Source organism: uncultured Ruegeria sp. (genome assembly GCF_947500045.1).
Taxonomy (GTDB): domain Bacteria; phylum Pseudomonadota; class Alphaproteobacteria; order Rhodobacterales; family Rhodobacteraceae; genus Ruegeria.
Genome location: NZ_CANMQQ010000014.1, coordinates 13494 through 33609, shown reverse-complemented (window position 1 = coordinate 33609; position 20116 = coordinate 13494). Strand labels below are relative to the sequence as shown.

18 protein-coding genes, 1 tRNA gene and 1 pseudogene are annotated in these 20116 nt (G+C 58.6%); 13 read left to right on the top strand and 7 right to left on the bottom strand.

From position 1 onward, the window contains the following. Nucleotides 1-52 precede the first annotated feature (52 nt). From Q1B46_RS18875 to Q1B46_RS18815, 13 genes and pseudogenes are all read left to right on the top strand, one after another. A complete protein-coding gene (locus tag Q1B46_RS18875; RefSeq protein ID WP_299950512.1) occupies nt 53-868 on the top strand; it encodes an ABC transporter substrate-binding protein in 816 nt (271 codons plus the stop codon). Between the two features lies 1 nt (nt 869). Continuing rightward, nucleotides 870-1703, top strand: coding sequence for an amino acid ABC transporter permease (locus Q1B46_RS18870; RefSeq protein WP_299666794.1), 834 nt, complete (start codon nt 870-872; stop codon nt 1701-1703). After that, on the top strand, nt 1703-2434 hold the full coding sequence (locus Q1B46_RS18865; RefSeq protein WP_299950509.1) for an amino acid ABC transporter ATP-binding protein: 732 nt from the start codon (nt 1703-1705) through the stop codon (nt 2432-2434). The genes Q1B46_RS18870 and Q1B46_RS18865 overlap by 1 nt, the downstream gene beginning before the upstream one ends. 100 nt (nt 2435-2534) lie before the next feature. Continuing rightward, a complete protein-coding gene (locus Q1B46_RS18860) occupies nt 2535-4010 on the top strand; it encodes a DNA polymerase Y family protein (RefSeq protein ID WP_299950506.1) in 1476 nt (491 codons plus the stop codon). Beyond that, complete coding sequence (locus Q1B46_RS18855) at nt 4007-7354, top strand: error-prone DNA polymerase (RefSeq protein ID WP_299950503.1); 3348 nt, start codon at nt 4007-4009, stop codon at nt 7352-7354. Before Q1B46_RS18860 ends, Q1B46_RS18855 begins: the two co-directional genes overlap by 4 nt. 145 nt (nt 7355-7499) lie before the next feature. Continuing rightward, entirely contained in the window at nt 7500-8486 is a 987-nt protein-coding gene (gene cobS, locus Q1B46_RS18850; RefSeq protein ID WP_299666784.1) for a cobaltochelatase subunit CobS, read from the top strand. Between the two features lie 120 nt (nt 8487-8606). Next, nucleotides 8607-10484, top strand: coding sequence for a cobaltochelatase subunit CobT (gene cobT / locus Q1B46_RS18845; protein WP_299950499.1), 1878 nt, complete (start codon nt 8607-8609; stop codon nt 10482-10484). Nucleotides 10485-10749: 265 nt separating this feature from the next. Then, nucleotides 10750-11925, top strand: a complete 1176-nt coding sequence (locus Q1B46_RS18840) for a winged helix-turn-helix domain-containing protein (protein ID WP_299950496.1) — start codon at nt 10750-10752, stop codon at nt 11923-11925. Nucleotides 11926-11996: 71 nt separating this feature from the next. Beyond that, the gene (locus tag Q1B46_RS18835) at nt 11997-13787 is read left to right on the top strand and encodes an aminopeptidase P family protein (protein ID WP_299950493.1); all 1791 of its coding nucleotides are present in this window, start codon (nt 11997-11999) and stop codon (nt 13785-13787) included. Between the two features lie 63 nt (nt 13788-13850). Further along, nucleotides 13851-14195: a DUF427 domain-containing protein gene (locus Q1B46_RS18830; protein ID WP_299666773.1), complete on the top strand. Its 345-nt coding sequence runs from the start codon at nt 13851-13853 to the stop codon at nt 14193-14195. A gap of 557 nt (nt 14196-14752) precedes the next feature. After that, nucleotides 14753-15085, top strand: a complete 333-nt coding sequence (locus Q1B46_RS18825) for a YegP family protein (protein WP_299950490.1) — start codon at nt 14753-14755, stop codon at nt 15083-15085. Nucleotides 15086-15183: 98 nt separating this feature from the next. Then, a pseudogene (locus Q1B46_RS18820) lies at nt 15184-15303 on the top strand (IS5/IS1182 family transposase); the annotation flags it as partial. Nucleotides 15304-15426: 123 nt separating this feature from the next. Beyond that, on the top strand, nt 15427-15666 hold the full coding sequence (locus Q1B46_RS18815; RefSeq protein WP_299950485.1) for a hypothetical protein: 240 nt from the start codon (nt 15427-15429) through the stop codon (nt 15664-15666). A 103-nt stretch (nt 15667-15769) separates the two neighbouring features. Here Q1B46_RS18815 and Q1B46_RS18810 read toward each other — a convergent pair. From Q1B46_RS18810 to Q1B46_RS18780, 7 genes are all read right to left on the bottom strand, one after another. Continuing rightward, nucleotides 15770-15844: transfer RNA gene (locus Q1B46_RS18810), tRNA-Phe, on the bottom strand. A 79-nt stretch (nt 15845-15923) separates the two neighbouring features. Beyond that, nucleotides 15924-16106 (bottom strand): DNA gyrase inhibitor YacG, encoded by a 183-nt coding sequence (gene yacG / locus Q1B46_RS18805; RefSeq protein WP_299950482.1) that lies wholly within the window; start codon nt 16104-16106, stop codon nt 15924-15926. Further along, on the bottom strand, nt 16103-17125 hold the full coding sequence (locus Q1B46_RS18800) for a ribonuclease E/G (protein ID WP_299950479.1): 1023 nt from the start codon (nt 17123-17125) through the stop codon (nt 16103-16105). Before Q1B46_RS18800 ends, yacG begins: the two co-directional genes overlap by 4 nt. After that, nucleotides 17122-17700, bottom strand: a complete 579-nt coding sequence (locus tag Q1B46_RS18795; RefSeq protein ID WP_299950475.1) for a Maf family protein — start codon at nt 17698-17700, stop codon at nt 17122-17124. The genes Q1B46_RS18800 and Q1B46_RS18795 overlap by 4 nt, the downstream gene beginning before the upstream one ends. Before the next feature lie 10 nt (nt 17701-17710). Further along, a complete protein-coding gene (gene infA, locus Q1B46_RS18790) occupies nt 17711-17929 on the bottom strand; it encodes a translation initiation factor IF-1 (RefSeq protein WP_005978431.1) in 219 nt (72 codons plus the stop codon). Nucleotides 17930-18019: 90 nt separating this feature from the next. Further along, nucleotides 18020-18895, bottom strand: coding sequence for a carbon-nitrogen hydrolase family protein (locus Q1B46_RS18785; protein WP_299950472.1), 876 nt, complete (start codon nt 18893-18895; stop codon nt 18020-18022). A gap of 141 nt (nt 18896-19036) precedes the next feature. Continuing rightward, a complete protein-coding gene (locus Q1B46_RS18780) occupies nt 19037-19735 on the bottom strand; it encodes a hypothetical protein (protein WP_299950469.1) in 699 nt (232 codons plus the stop codon). Between the last annotated feature and the right edge of the window lie 381 nt (nt 19736-20116).

Here is a 20116-nt window from a genome sequence, read left to right as displayed (position 1 = left end):
GTGGGCAGAACTACCGTAGCCGCAACTCAATCCAACAGGAGGTTTGTATCGGATGTCCAAGACACTCACGATCGCGGCAAGTTCGGTTCTGTTTCTCTCAACGGCGGCTTATGCGCAGGACCAATGCGCCGCTGGCAAAACTCTGACAGACGGCAAATTCACCATCGCAACGGGCAACCCGGCCTATTACCCTTGGGTGATTGATGACGCGCCTGAAAAAGGCGAAGGGTTCGAGGCCGCCGTTGCCTTTGCCGTGGCCGAAGAGATGGGGTTCGCGGCAGATGATGTCGTTTGGGTCCGATCCTCATTCGATGAGGCTATCCAACCCGGTGCCAAGGAATTTGACGTCAACATGCAGCAATACTCGATCACGCCCGAGCGGGATCAGGTGGTTGATTTCTCAGCCCCCTATTACACCGCCCCGATGGCGGTACTGGTCAGCCCCAATGCCACCGAGACAGCCCCAACGCTTGAAGCGCTGAAAGGTCTGCAATGGGGGGCCGTCGGTTCGACCACGGCAGTTCCGAAACTGGCCAGCATCATCCAGCCGGACAGTGACCCACTGCTTTACGGCGACAATGCCGATGTCAATGCCGCCATGTCGGCCAATCAGATTGATGCGGCCTTGTTCGACCTGCCCACCGCCCTGTTCCTGAGCGCGGTGATGATCGAAGGGTCAAAGGTCATCGGTCAATTTCCAGCAGACGAAAGCGACAACCCCGATCAGTTCGGCATGCTGATGGAAGACGGCAACCCGCTAAAAACCTGCGTTGATGAGGCGCTGGCAACCCTGGCCGAGAATGGCAAATTGGCCGAAATCGAAGCCAAATGGTTGCAGGACACCACCGGTGTCCCCCTGATCAAGTAACATGGCAGATCCTAAGGCGGCGGGGATGACCCGCCGCGAACGCTATGAGGCGCACCAACGGCGCAGGTCGTTGGTGATCGCCACGATAAGTACGGTCACCGTTGTTGCTGCGATTTACTTTCTGGTGCCGCTGGCTCCGGGATGGACGAAGGTTCAGCAGAGCTTTTTCAACGGCGAAACGCTGGTCAAAACCTTCCCGAAATTGCTTGAGGCGTTTCGGATCAATGTGATGATCTTTGCGTGGTCCGCGCCTGCCATTGCAGTGCTGGGCCTGCTGATTGCGCTGGCGCGGGACGCCAAATCGCCCGCGCTGTTTCCACTTCGCATTTTTGGCGCTGCGTTCACGGATGTTTTCCGCGGCGTGCCTGTCATCCTCACGGTCTACCTGATCGGGTTTGGCATTCCCGGGCTTGGCCTGCCCCGCCCGTGGAACTCGCCTTACATCTGGGGTTCGCTGGCTCTGATCCTGACCTACTCGGCCTATGTGGCTGAGATTTTCCGGTCTGGCATCGACAGTGTTCATCACAGCCAGCGCGCGGCCGCCCTGTCTCTGGGTCTGTCCGAGCGGCAGGTGATGCGGGACGTGGTGCTACCGCAGGCCATCCGCAATGTGGTGCCGTCACAGATGAACATGCTGATCGCGCTGCAAAAGGACGTCTCGCTGCTCAGCTTCATCGGGCCGGTCGAAATCTTCCGTCAGGCGGGTGTGTTCAAGTCGCTGCTGGCCAATTTCACCCCTTATGTGGGGGCCGCGATCATCTTCCTGATCGTCACCATTCCCGCCACCCGCTACGCCGATCACCTGATGGCGCGCCAAATGCGAGAGAGGCGCTGATGCCCAAACTGGAACTTCAGGGCGTCATCAAACGCTTTGGTGACCGTACGGTCTGTGACGGGATCAACCTGACTGTTGATGAAGGCCAGATGGTCTGCCTGATCGGTGCATCCGGGTCGGGAAAATCCACCCTACTGCGCTGCATCAACCTGCTGGAGCCCATCGAAGACGGCGCAATCTTTCTGGATGGCGAGGATATCTCGATCCCCGGTCTGAACCCGCAATCGGTGCGCGCGCGCATCGGGATTGTCTTTCAAAGCTTCAATCTGTTTCCGCACATGACTGCGTTAGAGAACGTCATGTTGGCCCCTCGCCGCGTACGCGGGCTTTTCCGCGCCGAATTGCAGCCTGAGGTCGAAGCACTATTCGCCCGGTTCGGGCTGGCCGACCGGATGCACAACTATCCCGACCAACTGTCGGGCGGGCAGCAGCAACGCGTCGCGATCGTTCGTGCGCTGGCCATGCAGCCCGAGGTCATGCTGTTTGATGAGATCACCTCGGCCCTCGATCCGCAACTGGTGGGCGAGGTGCTGGATGTTCTGCTGATGCTGAAGAAACAGGGCATGACGATGGTGATGGCCACGCATGAGATGGGCTTTGCCCGCGAGGCGGCTGACAAGATCTGTTTCCTCGACAGCGGACGGATCATTGAAGAAGGCCCACCCGAGGCGGTGTTTGACCACCCCTCGCACCAGACCACGCAGGCGTTTCTGGCACGGGCGTTGAAGTAAGCGCCCGGCTCTGAATCCCTGACGATCTGGCCCTCAAGGACTCGACTCTTTGAGGGTCAAGAACATATAAGAACAAATGTAGAACATTTGGGGGTTTTATATGTTCGGCGGGATGCAGCGCCGCATCGTTTCACTCTGGTTTCCCCGGCTGGCAAGTGACCGGGCTTTACGCGTGCGACCGATTGATGGGCCGTTTGTTCTGACATTGAAACAGAACAATGCAAACCGGGTGTATTGCCTGAATTCTCAGGCACAGCGGCAGGGCCTGGATCGCGGCATGCCCTATTCCGATGCCCGCGCCTTTTGCCCTGACCTGCAAAGCCATCCCGCTGACCCGCATGGGGATCAGCGGTTTCTGCACGCCCTGCGCCGTTGGGCAACGCGCTATTGCCCCTGGGTGGGGCTGGAAGGAGAGGATGGGCTGGTTCTGGACATCACCGGATCCGCGCATCTTGCAGGCGGGGAAGAGGCGATGCTGACCGATATGCGCAGGCGGCTGGCCCGGGCCGGGCTGGCGGTGCAGATCGGCCTTGCCCCGACACGCGGGGCGGCTTGGGCCTTGGCCCATTATGGCGAGGGGGTCGCAGCCGCGGATACGCTGAAAGCCATCCGCGCCCTGCCGGTGGCGGCGCTGCGGTTGGATGAGGACACCTCGGTCGCGCTGCAACGGCTGGGCCTGCGCCGGATTGGTGAGCTGGCGCAAACTCCGCGCGCGCCGCTGACGCGCCGGTTTGGCCCCGAGGTGCTGATGCGGCTGGATCAGGCGCTGGGGAACCAGCCCGAACAGATCACGCCGCTGGCCGATCCGCCCCATTACGGCGTGCGCATGACCCTGCCCGAACCCATTGGCCTGCTGTCCGATATGATGGCCGGGGCCGAGCGCCTGCTGCTGCGGCTCTGCGACAAGCTGAAAGCGCAAGAGGTGGGCGCGCGCAAGCTGTGCATGACCTTGCGCCGGGTGGATCAGGACCACCAACAGGTCGAGCTGCGTCTGGCCCGCCCCCTGCGCGATCCGCATCGCATCCTGCCCCTGTTCGAACGCGGGTTGGCCGAGGTGGATGCCGGTTTCGGCGTCGATCAGCTCCGGCTAGAGGCCACGCAGGTGGAACCCCTGCCAGTGCGCCAGATCAGCCGTGTTGCAAGCCGGGACAAAGACCAGTTGGACGACCTGATCACCCGGATCGGCACCCGGATCGGATTGGAGCAGGTCCATCGCCTGCTGCCCGCGCAAAGCCACATCCCCGAACGCAGCTTCATCATCTCGCCCGCCGCCTATTCCGACCCTGCAGGCGGGTGGTGCGCTCTGCGCCCCCGTCCCTTACAGCTATTTCCGCCGGAACCCATCGCAGGATCGGGTCCTCACCCGCCGCGCCGGTTTCGCTGGCGACGCATGTCCCTGACCACAGGCCGCTCAACTGGACCTGAGCGTATATGTCCCGAATGGTGGTTGGAGGATGAGAACTGGCGCACTGGCCTGCGCGATTACTGGCAAGTCGAGACGCGACAAGGGCGACGACTGTGGCTGTTTCACACACCGCAAAACCCCGGATGGTTCGTGCATGGAGAATTCGCATGAACAAGCCAAAGCCACCCAGTTCACACGCGCAAGAGCCCGGCTATGCCGAGCTGTGCGTGACCACCAATTTCACCTTCCTGACCGGGGCCTCACACCCCGAGGAGATGGTGACCCGCGCAGCAGAACTGGGCCTGAAGGCCATAGCGATCACCGACCGAAACTCGCTGGCCGGGGTGGTCCGGGGCTGGAACGCGTTGAAAGAGCTGCGGCGCGAGGCGGAAGGTGCGGTGCAGATCCGCTCGCAACACCGCCTCGATTCCTCATCTCGGCAAGAGGTCGGGCATGTGCAGCCGATCGACAAACCGGACGTGCCTGCCCTGCCCAAACTGATCGTCGGCTGCCGTCTGGTTCTGCGCGACAGCGCGGTGCACTGGCTGGCCCTGCCCCGCGACCGCGCCGCGTATCAGCGGCTGACCCGCCTGCTGACTTTGGGCAAACGGCGGGCCGAGAAAGGGGAATGCCATCTGGACATGAAAGACATGCTGGGGACCTGTCAGGGGATGATCCTGATCGCGCTGCCCCAGGCGGGATTGCAGCAGGCCATCCCGGATATCCAAGGGATCAGGCGGCAATTTCCCAACGCGGTCTTTCTGGGGGCCACGCCGCGCTATGATGGCAGCGATCGGGCTTATCTGGCGGCTTGCGCGCGCGCCGCGCAGAAAGCCTCGGCCCCCATGGTTGCGGTGGGGGATGTGCTGATGCACCGCGCCAACCGCCGCCAACTGGCCGATGTGCTGACCTGCATGCGTGAACATATCACGATTGACCAGATCGGCACCCGCGCCCTGCCCAATGCCGAACGGCGGCTGAAAGGCTATGCGGATATGGCCCGGCTGTTTCAGGACCACCCCGGCGCGCTGCGCCGCACGCTTGAGATCGCCGACCGATGCAGCTTTGATCTGAGTGAGCTGTCTTATGAATACCCCGACGAGATCGCCAGCAGCGAAACCCCGCTGGCGCGGCTGGAACGTCTGGCCCGCGAGGGGCTGAAACGGCGCTATCCCGATGGGCCGACGCAAAAAGCCATCAACCTGATGCAGAAAGAGCTGGCTTTGGTCGCGGATCTGGATTTCCCGGCCTATTTCCTGACCGTGCATGACATTGTGCAATTCGCCCGCTCGCAGGGCATTCTGTGTCAGGGGCGCGGATCAGCCGCCAATTCGATCCTGTGTTATCTGCTGGGCATCACCGATGTCAGCCCTGACATGATCGCCATGGTGTTCGAGCGCTTTGTCTCGAAATACCGGGGCGAGCCGCCGGATATCGACGTGGATTTCGAACACGAACGGCGCGAAGAGGTGATTCAGTGGATCTATGAGCAATATGGCCGCCACCGCGCGGGCCTCTGTGCCACGGTCATCCATTTCCGATCCCGCGCAGCGATCCGCGAGGTGGGCAAGGTGATGGGCCTGTCTCAGGACGTGACAGCAGGTTTGTCCGGACAAATCTGGGGCATGACCAATGGTGGGGTCGACATAGAGCGGATGCGCGAACTGGGTCTCGACCCCAAAGACAGGCGCCTGATGCAGACGATCCGCCTGATCGGTGAGATCATCGGCTTCCCGCGCCACCTGTCGCAGCATGTGGGCGGGTTCGTCATCACCAAAGGGCGGCTGGATGAGCTGTGCCCGATTGAAAACGCCGCAATGGAAGATCGCACCGTGATCGAGTGGGACAAGGATGACATCGATGCTCTGGGTATTCTGAAGGTCGATGTGTTGGGGCTGGGGATGCTCAGCTGCATCCGCAAGGCATTTGATCTGATGCAGCAACACAACGGCGAAACCCTGAGCATCGCCACCGTCCCGCAAGAAGATGTGGCGACCTATGACATGCTGTGTGCCGCCGATGCGGTGGGTGTTTTTCAGGTCGAAAGCCGGGCGCAGATGAATTTCCTGCCCCGCATGAGACCGCGAGAGTTCTACGATCTGGTGATTGAGGTCGCCATCATCCGGCCCGGTCCCATTCAGGGCGATATGGTGCAGCCCTATATCCGGCGGCGCAACGGGCTGGAAAAGCCGGAACCTTTCGGGCCTGAGCTGGAAAAGGTGACCGCGCGAACATTAGGTGTGCCGCTGTTTCAGGAACAGGCCATGCAGATTGCGGTCGTTGGCGCCGGTTTCTCGGCGGAAGAGGCCGATCATCTGCGCCGGTCGCTGGCGTCATTCCGGCGTATGGGCACGATTGGCACGTTCAAGGACAAGTTCACCGCCGGTATGCTGAACAAGGGCTATCCGCCCGAGATTGCCGAGCGCTGCTTTTCCCAGATCGAAGGCTTCGCCGATTACGGCTTTCCCGAAAGCCATGCCGCGGCCTTTGCGATGTTGGCCTATGTCTCAGCCTGGATGAAATGCCATCACCCGGCGATTTTTGCCTGTGCACTGCTGAATTCGCAGCCCATGGGGTTTTATGCGCCTGCACAGATCGTGCGGGACGCGCGTGAGCATGGGGTCGAGATTCGCCCGGTCTGCGCCAATGCCTCGACCTGGGACAATCTGCTGGAGCGTCGCGCCGACGGGGCGCTGGCCCTGCGGCTGGGCTTTCGCCAGATCAAGGGGTTCAAACAGGAAGATGCAGAGTGGATCGTGGCCGCGCGCGGCAATGGGTATCCGGACCCCGAAACGCTGTGGCTGCGGGCCGGGTTGCGCCCGGATGTGCTGACCCGTCTGGCCGAAGCGGATGCGTTTTCCGGCATGGACCTGACCCGGCGCGACGCCCTGTGGCATGTCAAAGCCATCCGCAGCCGGACCGCCCTGCCGCTGTTCAATGACCCGATCGATGGCGAGAGCATCAATGAGCCGCGCGTTGATTTACCGGTCATGCATCTGGGCGAGGAAGTGGTCGAAGATTACGTCTCGACCCGCCTGACCCTGCGCTCGCACCCGATGGAGCTGTTGCGCCCGTCCCTGCCCGGCCTTGTGCCTCATGCCACATTGCAGGACATCCCGCTGGGCCGTTACAGCGTGTGCGGGCTGGTGATTACGCGGCAACGGCCGGGGACCGCCTCGGGCGTGATCTTTCTGACGCTTGAAGATGAAACCGGGGTCAGCAATGTGGTTGTCTGGCCCAAGGTCTATGAACGGTTTCGCCGGATTGTGATGGGCGGGCGGCTGTTGCAGGTTCGCGGGTATCTGCAGCGCGAGGGGATCGTCGTGCATCTGATCGCACAAGAGATCGCCGATATGTCCCACAAGCTGTCAGAGCTTGGACATCCTCTGGACGAGGCCATCGGCATCACCCAACCGCAGGCGGATGATACCCCACGCGCGCGGCAGACCGCATCCAGCGCGCGGCATCCACGCGAACAGGCAAAGCGACTGTTCCCAAGTCGGGATTTTCATTAGAACCAGCGCCATCATAAGGCCAGTTTCAAAGAAACATCCTGCTAACGTGATCCGCTCACCGCTTCCCCTTGCCCTTGTCCGCAATATGTTGCACCACACACGGGTTCAAACCCGGTGAACGGGCCAAAGGATAAGGACAAGGCGCATGGCTGACGGATCGATCGACATCAACGCAAAACCCACCGAGGACATTTCGGTTCGCGAGGTGTTTGGCATTGACAGCGATATGGCGGTCAAAGGCTTTGCCGAGCGCAGCGACCGCGTGCCGGTGATCGACCCGACCTACAAGTTCGATCCCGAAACCACGCTGGCAATTCTAGCAGGCTTTACCCACAATCGCCGCGTGATGATCCAAGGCTATCACGGCACCGGTAAGTCGACCCATATCGAACAGGTCGCAGCACGCCTGAACTGGCCCGCCGTGCGTGTGAACCTCGACAGCCATATCAGCCGGATCGACCTGATCGGCAAGGACGCGATCAAGCTGCGCGACGGCAAACAGGTCACAGAATTCCACGAGGGCATTCTACCCTGGGCCCTGCGCAACCCTGTCGCCATCGTCTTCGACGAATACGACGCGGGCCGTGCCGACGTGATGTTCGTGATCCAGCGTGTACTTGAGCATGACGGCAAGCTGACCCTGCTGGACCAGAACGAGATCATCACGCCAAACCCGAACTTCCGCCTGTTCGCCACCGCGAACACCGTGGGTCTGGGCGACACCACCGGCCTCTATCACGGTACACAGCAGATCAACCAGGCGCAGATGGACCGCTGGTCGCTGGTCTCGACGCTGAACTACCTCAGCCACGATGCTGAGACGATGATCGTTCTGTCGAAAGCCCCGCATTACAACACCGCTGAGGGCCGCAAGACCGTCAGCCAGATGGTCACTGTTGCCGATCTGACCCGGACCGCATTCATGAACGGCGATCTGTCGACCGTGATGAGCCCCCGGACCGTGATCAACTGGGCCCAGAACGCTGAGATTTTCCGCAATGTGGGGTATGCTTTCCGCCTGTCTTTCCTGAACAAGTGTGATGAGCTTGAGCGCCAGACCGTCGCCGAGTTCTATCAGCGCTGCTTTGACGAGGAACTGCCGGAAAGCGCGGCGAGTGCGACACTGGGCTAAGAATCCGAATTGCGCCCTGCCAGGCGCAATGCCTCCGGCGGAGGTATTTTTGGCCAGATGAAGGGGGATCCAGTTTCGCATTGATGCGGTGGGTCACCAAAACACGAAGGGCGTGTGAACATGGCGCAGAAGAACGACAACCCTGCTGATCCGTTCAAGAAAGCCTTGGCCGAGGCCACCAAAGTTATGGCCGACGATCCTGAGTTGTCGGTGACCTATACGGTTGACCCGTCCGGTGTGTCGGGTGAATCGATGCGCTTGCCTCAGGTGTCGCGCCGAATGACACGGGAAGAGGTTTTGCTGGCCCGCGGTACCGCGGATGCCTTGGCGTTGCACCGCAAGTATCATGATGACGCGACCCATAACCGATATGCCCCCCCGGGTGATATGGCGCGGGATTTGTATGAGGCGATGGAGGTCGCGCGGTGCGAGGCGATGGGCGCGCGCGACATGCCCGGCACGGCCAGCAATATCGACGTCAAGATCGGACATGAGGCGATCCGGCGCGGCTATGACCAGTGCAAGCAGCCTGCGGATGCACCGCTTTCGGTTGCTGCCGGTTATTTGATCCGGCATCTGGCAACCGGGCGCGACATGCCTCCCGCAGCTGAGAATGTCATGAACCTGTGGCGCGGGTTTATCGAGGAACAGGCAGGTGGTGTGCTCGAGAACCTTGATGAGGTGCTGTCAGATCAGGCCGAATTTGCCCGGTTCGCCCGGCAGATGATCAAAGATCTTGGTTATGGCGACCAGCTGGGTGACGACCCCGATGAGCTGGATGACGAGCAGGATGACCAGGCCGAGGAAGACGCCGAAGAGCAGCCCGATCCCGACAGCACCGGTCAGGATGATCAGGACGAACAGGACGCTGATGCGACCCCTGAGCAAACTCAGGAAGAGCAGCAGGACCAGTCTCAGGCGCAGGTCTCGATGGACGAGATGGCCGAAGATGAGATGGGCGATGAGGCTGAAATGCCCGAGGGCGAAGCTCCGATGGAGCCGCCTGCCCCTCCGGCCGCGTCCGAGGCCGATCCCGATTACAAGGTTTATCTGAACACCCACGACGAAGAGATCGCCGCCGAGGATCTGGCAGAACCGGCTGAACTGGAACGGTTGCGTGCTTATCTGGACCAGCAGCTGGAACCGCTGAAGGGTGCTGTCAGCCGGTTGGCCAACAAGCTGCAGCGCCGCTTGCAGGCGCAGCAAAACCGCAGTTGGGAGTTTGACCTTGAAGAGGGCATTCTGGATGCCGGCCGTTTGGCACGCGTCGTGGCCAACCCGACCACGCCGCTGAGCTTCAAGGTCGAAAAGGATACAGAATTCCGCGATACGGTGGTGACGCTTCTGCTGGATAACTCGGGCTCGATGCGAGGGCGTCCGATCTCGATTGCCGCAATCTGTGCCGACGTTCTGGCGCGCACGCTGGAACGCTGCAATGTGAAGGTCGAGATTCTGGGCTTTACCACCCGTGCATGGAAAGGCGGTCAGGCGCGTGAGGCCTGGTTGAATGACGGCCGCCCACAGCAACCGGGCCGTCTGAACGATCTGCGCCACATCATCTATAAGGGCGCGGATGCACCGTGGCGACGTGCGCGTCCTAACTTGGGCCTGATGATGAAAGAGGGCTTGCTGAAGGAAAACATCGACGGTGAGGCGCTGGAATGGGCGCATCGCCGGATGATGGCCCGGCGCGAGGCGCGCAAAATTTTGATGGTGATCTCGGATGGGGCACCGGTTGATGATTCAACGCTCAGCGTTAATCCGGCGAACTATCTGGAAAAGCACCTGCGCGATGTGATCGCCATGGTCGAAAAGCGCAAGATGGTTGAATTGCTGGCGATTGGCATCGGCCACGATGTGACCCGATACTATGAACGGGCCGTGACCATCACTGACGTAGAGCAGCTGGCCGGAGCAATGACCGAACAACTGGCCGCGCTGTTCGACAGCGATCCACGCGCGCGGGCACGGGTTATGGGGATGAAGCGGGCTGGTTGACGGCTCGCCCGCGCCAGTGCAGACTTAAAGCCATCCAAGCAAGCCCGTTGTGCCATGTTGATCTATGCGGCCGATGGCGGCGTGCTGAATGGTGCAGCAGCGCTGTATCGAAGGGTAGGAACATATTCGGTCTCCTGTTCTATTGTTTGGATTGTGTCTCAACCGCATCCGACCCGCTTGAAGCCGGTCCTGAGATACGCGCTAGAAACCCTTGAGATTGTTGTTGAACCTTGTCGTTCCGCGAGAAACGGAGTGTATTTGCCCCATGCGCTATGAATTTGCAGACTGTATTCTGGACGTGGATCGCCACATCCTGACCCGCCGGGGTGAGCCCGTTGCAATTGAGCCTCAGGTGTTCGATCTGCTGGTGCTGTTGGCGGCGCATCCGGGGAAACTTGTGCCCCGGGACGAGATCATCGCGCGTGTTTGGAATGGCCGGTTTGTCTCGGATTCAACGATCAGCGCGCGGATCGCTGCAGCCCGCCGGGCCGTTGGAGATGATGGTAAATCGCAACGGATTATTCGGACGATCGTGCGACGTGGTCTGCAAATGGCAGCCGAGGTCAGTTGTGACAATTCCCTGACCTCGTCACCTAGGGCCCGAAAAACACAGCACCTGAAATATGCGCAGGGGCAAAATGGTCAGGCGATCGCCTACACGACCTCGGGCGATGGTCCCCCAGTGCTGCGCGTCGGATCGATTGTTTATGATCTGGAAGCGGAATGGCGATTGCCGTCGGAACGGGCCTACATCAACGCGATGGAGGCGAAATTCACTCTTCTGCGCTACAACAAGCACCAACAGACAAATTGGGGGGATCCCGGGCATATAGATTATGACGGCGTTACCGAGGATATACTGGCGGTCTCGCAGGCCGCAGGTTTTGACCGATTTGCGATTGTCGCAGAGTTCGGCGGTTTATTTTCAGCCTTGCGCTTTGCCGTCAATTTTCCCGACCGGGTCAACCGCCTTGCCATTGTCGGCGGTTGGGCTGAGGGTCGCAATCATCGCGATGATGTGGACGGGCCAGATTCAATCCGCAACCTGATTGTAGAAGGCTGGCAGGATCCGGGGAGCGGTTATGCTGTTGGTTCTCTGCTCAGTTATTTTCCGGAAGGCCCGCTTGAAACTGTGCGCGAGATCGTGGGTGAACTGCAGACGCTCTATTCCATGGAAGAAAAGCTGTACCAGCGCGATAGCGGGAACACGGCTTCGGTTTTGCATTTGTTGCCTCAGGTCCAATGCCCGACTTTGGTACTGCACGCGCGAAACAGTGCGGTTCATCCCTTGTCTGAGGCACGCAAACTGGCAGCGGGAATTCCGGGGGCGTCGCTGGCTGTTCTTGAAACAGCCAATCACATCCCGCTGCCCGGCAACGCAGTTTACGACATCTATATTCAAACCCTGACCGAGTTTCTGGAAACCCCCGCCGAAATCTGATCAGGCGCTGGACATTTCTCGGTTCAGCCCTCAGGTTCCACCGCATCCACACACACCCGATGAGGCCGTACATGTTCCAGACATTCGAAGTGACCGCACGCCCGGAACAAGGCCCCCCGCGATTGGCAGCATTGCGGGATGAACTGGCGCGCGAAGGCTTTCAGGGCTTCCTGATCCCACGCGCAGATGCGCATCAGGGTGAATATGTCGCCCCTCGGGATGAGAGGTTGGCCTGGCTGACAGGTTTCACGGGCTCTGCTGGGTTCTGTGCTGCGTTGACGGATATTGCAGGGGTCTTCATCGACGGGCGCTATCGCACTCAGGTGAAAGCTCAGGTGGCTGAGGATTACACGCCAGTGCCATGGCCCGATGTCAGCCTGAGCGCATGGTTGAAAGAGCAACTACCAAAAGGGGGCAAAGTTGGCTTTGATCCCTGGCTCCACGCGGCTGGTCAGATTTCCACCGCGCAGAAAGAACTTGAAGGCAGCGGGATCGAACTGATCCGCTGCGACAATCTTGTGGACCGCGTGTGGGCGGACCAGCCCGCGCCGCCTATGAAACCGGTCAGGGCCCATCCGCTTGAGTTCGCTGGCGAAAGTGCCGAAAGCAAGATCAAACGCCTTGCCGGTGAACTGCAGCGCGCCGATCACTTGGCAGCGGTGATCACCCTGCCGGATTCGATCATGTGGCTGCTGAATATTCGCGGCTCGGACATTGCATATAACCCAGTGGCTCATGGGTTCGCCATTCTGCATGCCGATGGCCGGGTGGACCTGTTCATGGCTGCCGCAAAACTCATCGGGTTAAAGGATCATCTGGGTTCAAAGGTGGCGCAACATGAACCGGAGGGGTTCCTGGCGGCGGTCGCGACGCTTGAAGGCAAAGTACAGGTTGATCCGGGCACGGTTCCGCAGATCGTGGCGGATGCGCTGGGGGACCGGATGGTCGCCGGAGGCGACCCATGCGCCCTGCCAAAAGCCCGCAAGAACCCCGCCGAAATCGCAGGCACCGCCGAGGCGCATTTGCGTGATGCCGTAGCGGTGGTGGACTTGCTGTGCTGGCTGGATGCACAAGCCCCGGGCACCATGACTGAAACGCAGGTGGTGACCAAGCTGGAGGAAAGCCGCAGCCGGGACAATGCCCTGCAGGACATCTCTTTCGACACCATCGCGGGCACTGGGCCAAACGGCGCCATCATGCATTACCGGGTGACCGAAGATACCGATAGCCGGCTAGAGGATGGTCATCTTTTGGTGTTGGACAGCGGCGGGCAGTATCTGGACGGTACCACTGATATCACGCGAACAATCGCAATCGGCGATGTGAGGGATGAGGAAAAGGCGTGCTTTACCCGTGTTCTCAAAGGCATGATTGCCATGTCGATGCTGCGCTGGCCGGTCGGATTGGCCGGGCGCGATATCGAATGCGTCGCGCGGCTGCCGCTGTGGCTGGCGGGGCAGGATTTCAACCATGGCGTTGGGCACGGGGTCGGCACCTATCTGAGCGTTCACGAAGGTCCCCAACGCCTGTCCCGGGTCAGCCACGTCCCGCTGGAGCCGGGCATGATCCTGTCCAACGAGCCGGGATATTACCGCGAAGGCGCATTTGGTATCCGGCTGGAAAACCTTGTGGTGGTGGAAAAGGCACCTACCCTGCCCGGCGGCGATGATGAGCGCGCCATGCTGACCTGGCGCACGCTTACATATGTGCCCATCGACCGGCGTCTGATCGTTGTCGACATGCTGACGCGCGAAGAACGCATGTGGCTGAATACCTATCACAGCGAGGTGGTGGAAAAAATCCGACCAAGACTGGGCGAAGCCGCTCAACTGTGGTTGGATGCCGCAACTGCGCCGGTCTGACACCGGGATGTTATATAGATTGGGCAGAGAACATGCCCTGAGACGACGAGGGAAGGAACAGGAATGACAGACACCATCACGATCCGCAAAGCGCCGGGCAAATGGAGCGTCCGTTCAGGCGGGGCAATTCTGGGCGAAACCACTGCAGCGCTGGAACTGCTTGAGGGTGACAAAGACCCGGTCATCTACTTTCCACGTACGGATATCGCGATGGCATTTCTGGACCGGACCGACAAGGTCATCCAATGCGCAGGCAAGGGAGAGGCCACGCATTTCTCGATCGTAAACAAATCATCGGTCACTGAGAACGCCGCATGGAGCTATGAAAGCCCGGTCGCTGCCATTGCCGAGATAAAGGACCATCTGGCATTTTATCCCGAAGACTCGGTCAAGGTGGAACGAATTTAGAAATCCGGATCATCTCTGATCCAAACACATTGTCCCACGGCATCGGCATTCTGAAAACCAAGGTTGATTAGGCAGACGGATTTGGGAAACGCGCCTGCCTTTGAACAACCTACATGTTCTATTTCGTATTGACGATTGGGGGCTGGGCGCAGCGTCCCAAGCAAGGGCTTCAAGTACGCTCCACAATAGGTTTCAAACTGAATGTTGCTGCTGAACGCATAGAGATTGTGACTGAAACTATCAGCCACACCTGCACTGACGGGCAGTTGCGTCTTTTGAGCGGCTCGTAAAAGGCATTGACAGTGCCATATGGTGAAGCATACGCGAAATCCTCAGATCCAAGGGACCATTGGCTGCCATTCAATTAAAAGTTAGCCAAGATGGACGCGCTTTGTGATGCCTTGTCGACAGAAATTTGGTGAACTCTGCCCAGATCCCCCTCTAATCCTGCAACGAAGCGACTTTCCACCCGCTTTGATTTTTTACCTTGTGACCGATCACCAAACGTAGCAACGTCGTGATGATGTTTATGGTTCTACAATAACGAGGTAAATCACATGGCTGGAAAATTTGAACTCTACGAAGACAAAGCTGGTGAATATCGGTTTCGACTAAAAGCTGGAAACGGTGAAATCATTTTGGCCAGCGAAGGCTACACTCAGAAAGCCAGTGCAGAAAATGGCATCGCGTCCGTCAAGACAAACTCTCCCAATGACGATCGATACGAACGCAAGGAAACCAAATCCGGTGGCCATATGTTCAACCTGAAGGCCAGCAATGGGCAGGTCATCGGCACCAGCGAGAGCTACACCAGTACCTCCGGGCGAGACAACGGTATCGAATCCGTCAAGCGCAACGCTCCTGACGCGCGTGTCGAAGATTTGACTTGAACAAGACATCGGGTGTGGCTCCAGAGCACCGAAGATCTGCTTCCCAGTGCAGTTCACGGCATTAGAAACGGAGCGGTGACTTTGGTGACCTTTGCTGACTGACCGACGAGCAGATAGCCAAGCCCACCCTTGTTTGCCCGAAGTTGCACGACAAGCCTCGGGCTTATGACAAACCGGTGTTGAGCGGAGTTCTCGTCATCAATCGCAATGGATTGCGCTGACGAGACGATAACCGTCAGGCCCCACATCCCCCTCTGCAGCCAGCAGAAGCATTGGGCCGAGAAAAGTGGCTCACGTGGCATGAAGCCTTAATTGAAGGTGCTCGGCCACGGGAAGTCCTCATGCCCAGCATACATCGCGTAGCCAGCTTAGTTGGCGTATCTGGCAATCCCTGCGCGACGGGCAAATGGACCAAACGGAGACTTTATCCAACCCGACTTTGCCTGGTTCGTTATGAGACGGTTCTGGTTTATCACCTCACCAAGATACTTGCCGTCCCGACCGAACACTTCATCACCTTGGAACTTTCCCACATGCTTGCCATCATTGGTCCACAAATCGTCGCCATCTCTGTAACCTAATCCCACATCCAATCCAATCTCAAGTTCCTCCAAAATATGTGAGAAAACCCGAGACAATGATCTATTGCGGTCAATCTAATTCTGGTCAAGCCGTTGATTTTAATGGTGCCCGGGGGCGGAATCGAACCACCGACACGAGGATTTTCAATCCACTGCTCTACCCCTGAGCTACCCGGGCACGGGAACGGCGAGTGCCGTTGGGTGGAGGCGTTCTATGACTTGCCAAAGGCAGTGTCCAGAGGCTTTTTGAGATTTTTTCAATGCGGACGAGGCTGGTAGCCGTCAGTAGGTTCCGAAGTTGTTTCGGCATCTTCTTCGCGTTGCAATGGAACCGCATAAGAGCCATTCAGCCACTTCGCCAGATCGATATCCGCGCAGCGTTTCGAACAAAACGGGCGAAAGGCGCGGAGTGTGTCTTCTCCGCAGAGAGGGCAGCTCATTTCAATATCTCCGCCAATGGGATACGACCGCGTTTGCGCTGCAGCTCGAAATGGCCCAGCGGGGTCCAACCAGCCAGAATCGTCTCATCGGGATCGGACTTAAACGCTGCTCGCAGAGCGGATTCAAAGCCCTTGCGGTCTTTCTTGGGCATCGGTGCAAGGTCCAGTGTGATCTGCCCCCCCAATCCGCGTACACGCAGGGCACGCGGCAAGACTTTGGCGCAAGCGAAGTTGGCCTTGGTACCGGCGGCCAGAGAGCTATCGGAGCCGGTGTTCACATCCACCGCGATCAATGCGCGGGTCGGTTGGATGTATACATGGCCACCACCCGACAACGGCTGGGAAATCCCCTGCGCCGTATCAAGCGCATCCAATACGCCATAGTCTTCGAAACCGCCCGGCGCGGTCGCCACCTCGGCCGGATCTGTCCAATCCCGCCACGCAAGGATATGCGGACCATCGCCCTCACTCAGGACCTCCGGCTCGGTGCCCGTATCACTCAGCACCTGTTCTGCCAAAGCCAGCATCGCTGAAATATCCTCGGCAATCTCGTCTGCATCGGCCTCCTGACAGCAAGAGCGCAAGATCAGCCCGTGCGCGCTGTCTCCCATTTGATCATGGGCGATTTCGAGCAGTTGATCCCGTTTATCGTCATCGCGGATACGGCGCGAGATGTTCAACCCGGGCGCCTCTGGCGTGACAATCGCATGACGGCTTTTGAACAGGATGCGGTTCGTGACCGGTATGGCCTTGCCGGGTTCGGCATATCCCGTCACCTGTACCAACAACATCGCACCTGGTGCCAAGCCTTTGACCTGCCTCAGAAAAGCGGGGCCATCGGGGGTGGACAGAAACATACCACCCTGACCTTTGACAGGCCGATCCGCCCGGGCGCGGTAAATTGTGCCAGGCGCAGGGGCATCTGCAGCGATCAGAAAATCGTCGAGGACACCGTCCACCATCAGCGCTGCGGCTTCGCGACCCTGGATGTGATCCAATATGATGGTGCGACCCTTCATGATACCTCGCGATACAACGGATAGCCGATGCCTTGCAGCAGAGCGGCGGTTTCGGACAAAGGCAGGCCAACGATACCGGTGAACGAACCTGAAATCCATGGGATAAAAGCGCCGGCTGGACCTTGAATGGCGTAGGCTCCTGCCTTGCCCTGCCAATCATTCGTCGCAAGGTAGGCATTGATTTCGGTGTCGGACAGGCGCTTTACCTTGACCTGAGAGACCACGTCGCGCTGGAGAATTCTTTCTCCGCACCGTACCGCAACCGAGGTGATCACCCGATGGCGTCGACCGGATAGGGCGTGCAGAAACTCGGCCGCCTGCCCCGCATCACCGGGTTTGCCAAGAATGCGTCGCCCCAGTGCGACCGTTGTGTCCGCACACAGGGTGATATCGCCATTATCTGCCTGAACAGCCTGCACTTTTTCTCGTGTGATGCGGCTGCAATACGGCACCGGCAGCTCGCCCTTTAGTGGCGTTTCATCGATGTCGGGGGGGCGGATCGCATCGGGCTTTACGCCAAGCTGCGCCAGCAGGTCCAGCCGCCGCGGGCTGCCCGATCCGAGGATAAACGCCATGTGTCAGACGTTACTTGAAGCGATAGTTGATCCGACCCTTGGTCAGATCATAAGGGGTCATTTCGACCTGAACTTTGTCACCGGCCAGAACACGGATGCGGTTCTTGCGCATCTTGCCTGCCGTATGTGCGATGATCTCATGGCCGTTTTCCAGCTCGACCCGAAACGTCGCATTAGGCAGGAGTTCCTTCACGACACCGGGAAATTCGAGCGTATCTTCCTTGGCCATGTTGTCTCCATCATTAGGTTGCACCTGCAGAATCTGCAGTTCGTGCGCTTAAATGAGCCTATTCCGGCCTTATTTCAAGGGCGGAATCGCCTAAAGGGCAGATATTGTGACTGAATTGACTCGTGTCTCCTGCTCGGCCCAATGGGTGCGGTTCAGCACACGCCCATCCGCACGGACATTTGCGATTGCTGACAGATCAACCTCGGAATAGGTCCAGCCGGGGGCATTCAATGTGCCCTCTGCAAGAACCCCTGTTGGCGGAAAGCCGATATCTGGCGGACCGAACACACCACCCATGCCCGTGTTCATGTCAACTGCTTCTGACCAATCATTGCTGCCAACGAGTGACGACATCACCGTAACACATTGATTTTCAAGGGCGCGCGACATGGCGCCGATCCGAACCCGCCAATACCCTGACAAGGCTTCAGTACAGGACGGCACAAGGATCAGATCCGCATCCTGCAAGGCACGGCCCAACAGTGGGAATTCACTATCATAACAAATGAGAACACCGATTTTCCCCAACGCCGTATCAAACAGCTTCAACGGACCACCAGAAACAACATCCCAAACATCGCGTTCGAACCGTGTCATGATCTGCTTGTCCTGATGGTCGTGACACCCATCTGGGGCATAGAAGGCGGCGCGATTCACCGGACGACCCTGCCCGGCAATTACCGGGGCTGACGCCCCCAGAATGTAGGTGCTGTGGGCTTTGGCAAGACGCGAATGCACGGCTTGCACATCCTCCATACGGTCGGAAACGGAATGGATTGAGCGCTCGAGATCACCGGCCACGTCTGGGCCGTCAAGCGTCGACAACTCCATCGCGCCGTATTCAGGAAAAACCAGAAGATCAGCCCCTTGATCCGCCGCGCGGGACACCCATGCCTCAAGCTTATCTTCGTACTGCGCCCAGCTGTCGAGCCAATCAAGGTTATAGGCGGCGGTTGCGATTTTCATGTGTGCTTCCTGCGGTCAGTATCTATGCAACATTAGAACAGCAGATCACGGTGCGTCATTCCAGATAACAATTGCAGTGGCTCTGAAATTCAATGCCGCATGAAATCCAGATTTGGAACAGCTAGCCCGTAGACTGCAGACCTACTCTGTTGGACGTGTGGAACCAGTTTTCAATGCGTCTCCAGCCGCAAATTCTCTGTTCTCTTTGACCTGCCTCAAAACCAAAACAAATCCCGCCAGGAAGAATGCCTCGGCCATAAGCTTGCAAACCTCTTCCAAAGCGCGCAGCGGTAACTTGAAATCCAGGACCTGGGCCTCTGGTATACCGATCCAAAGAAACAGCGCGTTATCATTCGTGACCGCGTCGAACACCACCGAAGCGGCCAAAAACGCAAACCCGATGAACAGGTATTGCAGCAATACTTGATGGCGAAGAATCTCTGCACGGCAACGATAGAGAATGCCTGCACCGATAAGCCCATAAATACCGATCAGAATGTCGTCGATCCTGTCAGTCAAGCTGGTTTGCGATATTCCGAAAAAGCGATGAAACGCCTTGTCCAGACCTTCGTGGATCTCGTACCCTTCATCAAAGGCGAGAAAGGTAAATCCCAGCGAGATCAGCAACCAGATGACGTGCCTCTGCCGCAGGAAAATCTGAAAATTCACCAGCGCGATCAAAGCGAGAAGTAAAATGGAAATATGGGTGCCGACCGTCCCTTCCCGGTAGTGCTTGGTCGGGTTGTCATGGCCAATATAGCCAATAACAACCATCAACAGATTCAGGACCGCGACAGTAAAAATGATGTGCCGCGCGGACACTTTCTGCAAAGCAAACACCTGAAACTCCTTGGTTATCTATCGCAACCGCTAGAAATTCATTTGTGAGGAATAGGGTTAATTCGTAGCGGCCTATCAGACAGGATTGTACTGTCACAAAAGTGTCTTAAACACGCTTGCCGAATGTTGTCAAACCGGGCCTTTGACCCGGGGGCCGGGACTCGCTCCCATTCGACAACCAGGATATAACCTCGACGCGGTTGCGGTGTTTGTAGCGGCGCTTGTCGTAGCTGACGATAACTTGCGTATCTTCCAGTCGTGGACCCACCAGACAATTTGCTGCCATTCGCTGCGAGGGCAAAATCTGGAGACCATCGAACTCACAATCTGCGGGACAGCGTTGCCGTTCCTGGCGTTTGCTGGCGCAGCATCCGCTTGCAG

What these genes read in the sequence shown, in the direction of transcription:
- Q1B46_RS18875 (WP_299950512.1), top strand. Translation starts at nt 53, where the DNA reads ATGTCCAAGACACTCACGATCGCGGCAAGTTCGGTTCTGTTTCTCTCA.
- Q1B46_RS18870 (WP_299666794.1), top strand. Translation starts at nt 870, where the DNA reads ATGGCAGATCCTAAGGCGGCGGGGATGACCCGCCGCGAACGCTATGAG.
- Q1B46_RS18865 (WP_299950509.1), top strand. Translation starts at nt 1,703, where the DNA reads ATGCCCAAACTGGAACTTCAGGGCGTCATCAAACGCTTTGGTGACCGT.
- Q1B46_RS18860 (WP_299950506.1), top strand. Translation starts at nt 2,535, where the DNA reads ATGTTCGGCGGGATGCAGCGCCGCATCGTTTCACTCTGGTTTCCCCGG.
- Q1B46_RS18855 (WP_299950503.1), top strand. Translation starts at nt 4,007, where the DNA reads ATGAACAAGCCAAAGCCACCCAGTTCACACGCGCAAGAGCCCGGCTAT.
- cobS (WP_299666784.1), top strand. Translation starts at nt 7,500, where the DNA reads ATGGCTGACGGATCGATCGACATCAACGCAAAACCCACCGAGGACATT.
- cobT (WP_299950499.1), top strand. Translation starts at nt 8,607, where the DNA reads ATGGCGCAGAAGAACGACAACCCTGCTGATCCGTTCAAGAAAGCCTTG.
- Q1B46_RS18840 (WP_299950496.1), top strand. Translation starts at nt 10,750, where the DNA reads ATGCGCTATGAATTTGCAGACTGTATTCTGGACGTGGATCGCCACATC.
- Q1B46_RS18835 (WP_299950493.1), top strand. Translation starts at nt 11,997, where the DNA reads ATGTTCCAGACATTCGAAGTGACCGCACGCCCGGAACAAGGCCCCCCG.
- Q1B46_RS18830 (WP_299666773.1), top strand. Translation starts at nt 13,851, where the DNA reads ATGACAGACACCATCACGATCCGCAAAGCGCCGGGCAAATGGAGCGTC.
- Q1B46_RS18825 (WP_299950490.1), top strand. Translation starts at nt 14,753, where the DNA reads ATGGCTGGAAAATTTGAACTCTACGAAGACAAAGCTGGTGAATATCGG.
- Q1B46_RS18815 (WP_299950485.1), top strand. Translation starts at nt 15,427, where the DNA reads ATGCCCAGCATACATCGCGTAGCCAGCTTAGTTGGCGTATCTGGCAAT.
- yacG (WP_299950482.1), bottom strand. Translation starts at nt 16,106, where the DNA reads ATGAGCTGCCCTCTCTGCGGAGAAGACACACTCCGCGCCTTTCGCCCG.
- Q1B46_RS18800 (WP_299950479.1), bottom strand. Translation starts at nt 17,125, where the DNA reads ATGAAGGGTCGCACCATCATATTGGATCACATCCAGGGTCGCGAAGCC.
- Q1B46_RS18795 (WP_299950475.1), bottom strand. Translation starts at nt 17,700, where the DNA reads ATGGCGTTTATCCTCGGATCGGGCAGCCCGCGGCGGCTGGACCTGCTG.
- infA (WP_005978431.1), bottom strand. Translation starts at nt 17,929, where the DNA reads ATGGCCAAGGAAGATACGCTCGAATTTCCCGGTGTCGTGAAGGAACTC.
- Q1B46_RS18785 (WP_299950472.1), bottom strand. Translation starts at nt 18,895, where the DNA reads ATGAAAATCGCAACCGCCGCCTATAACCTTGATTGGCTCGACAGCTGG.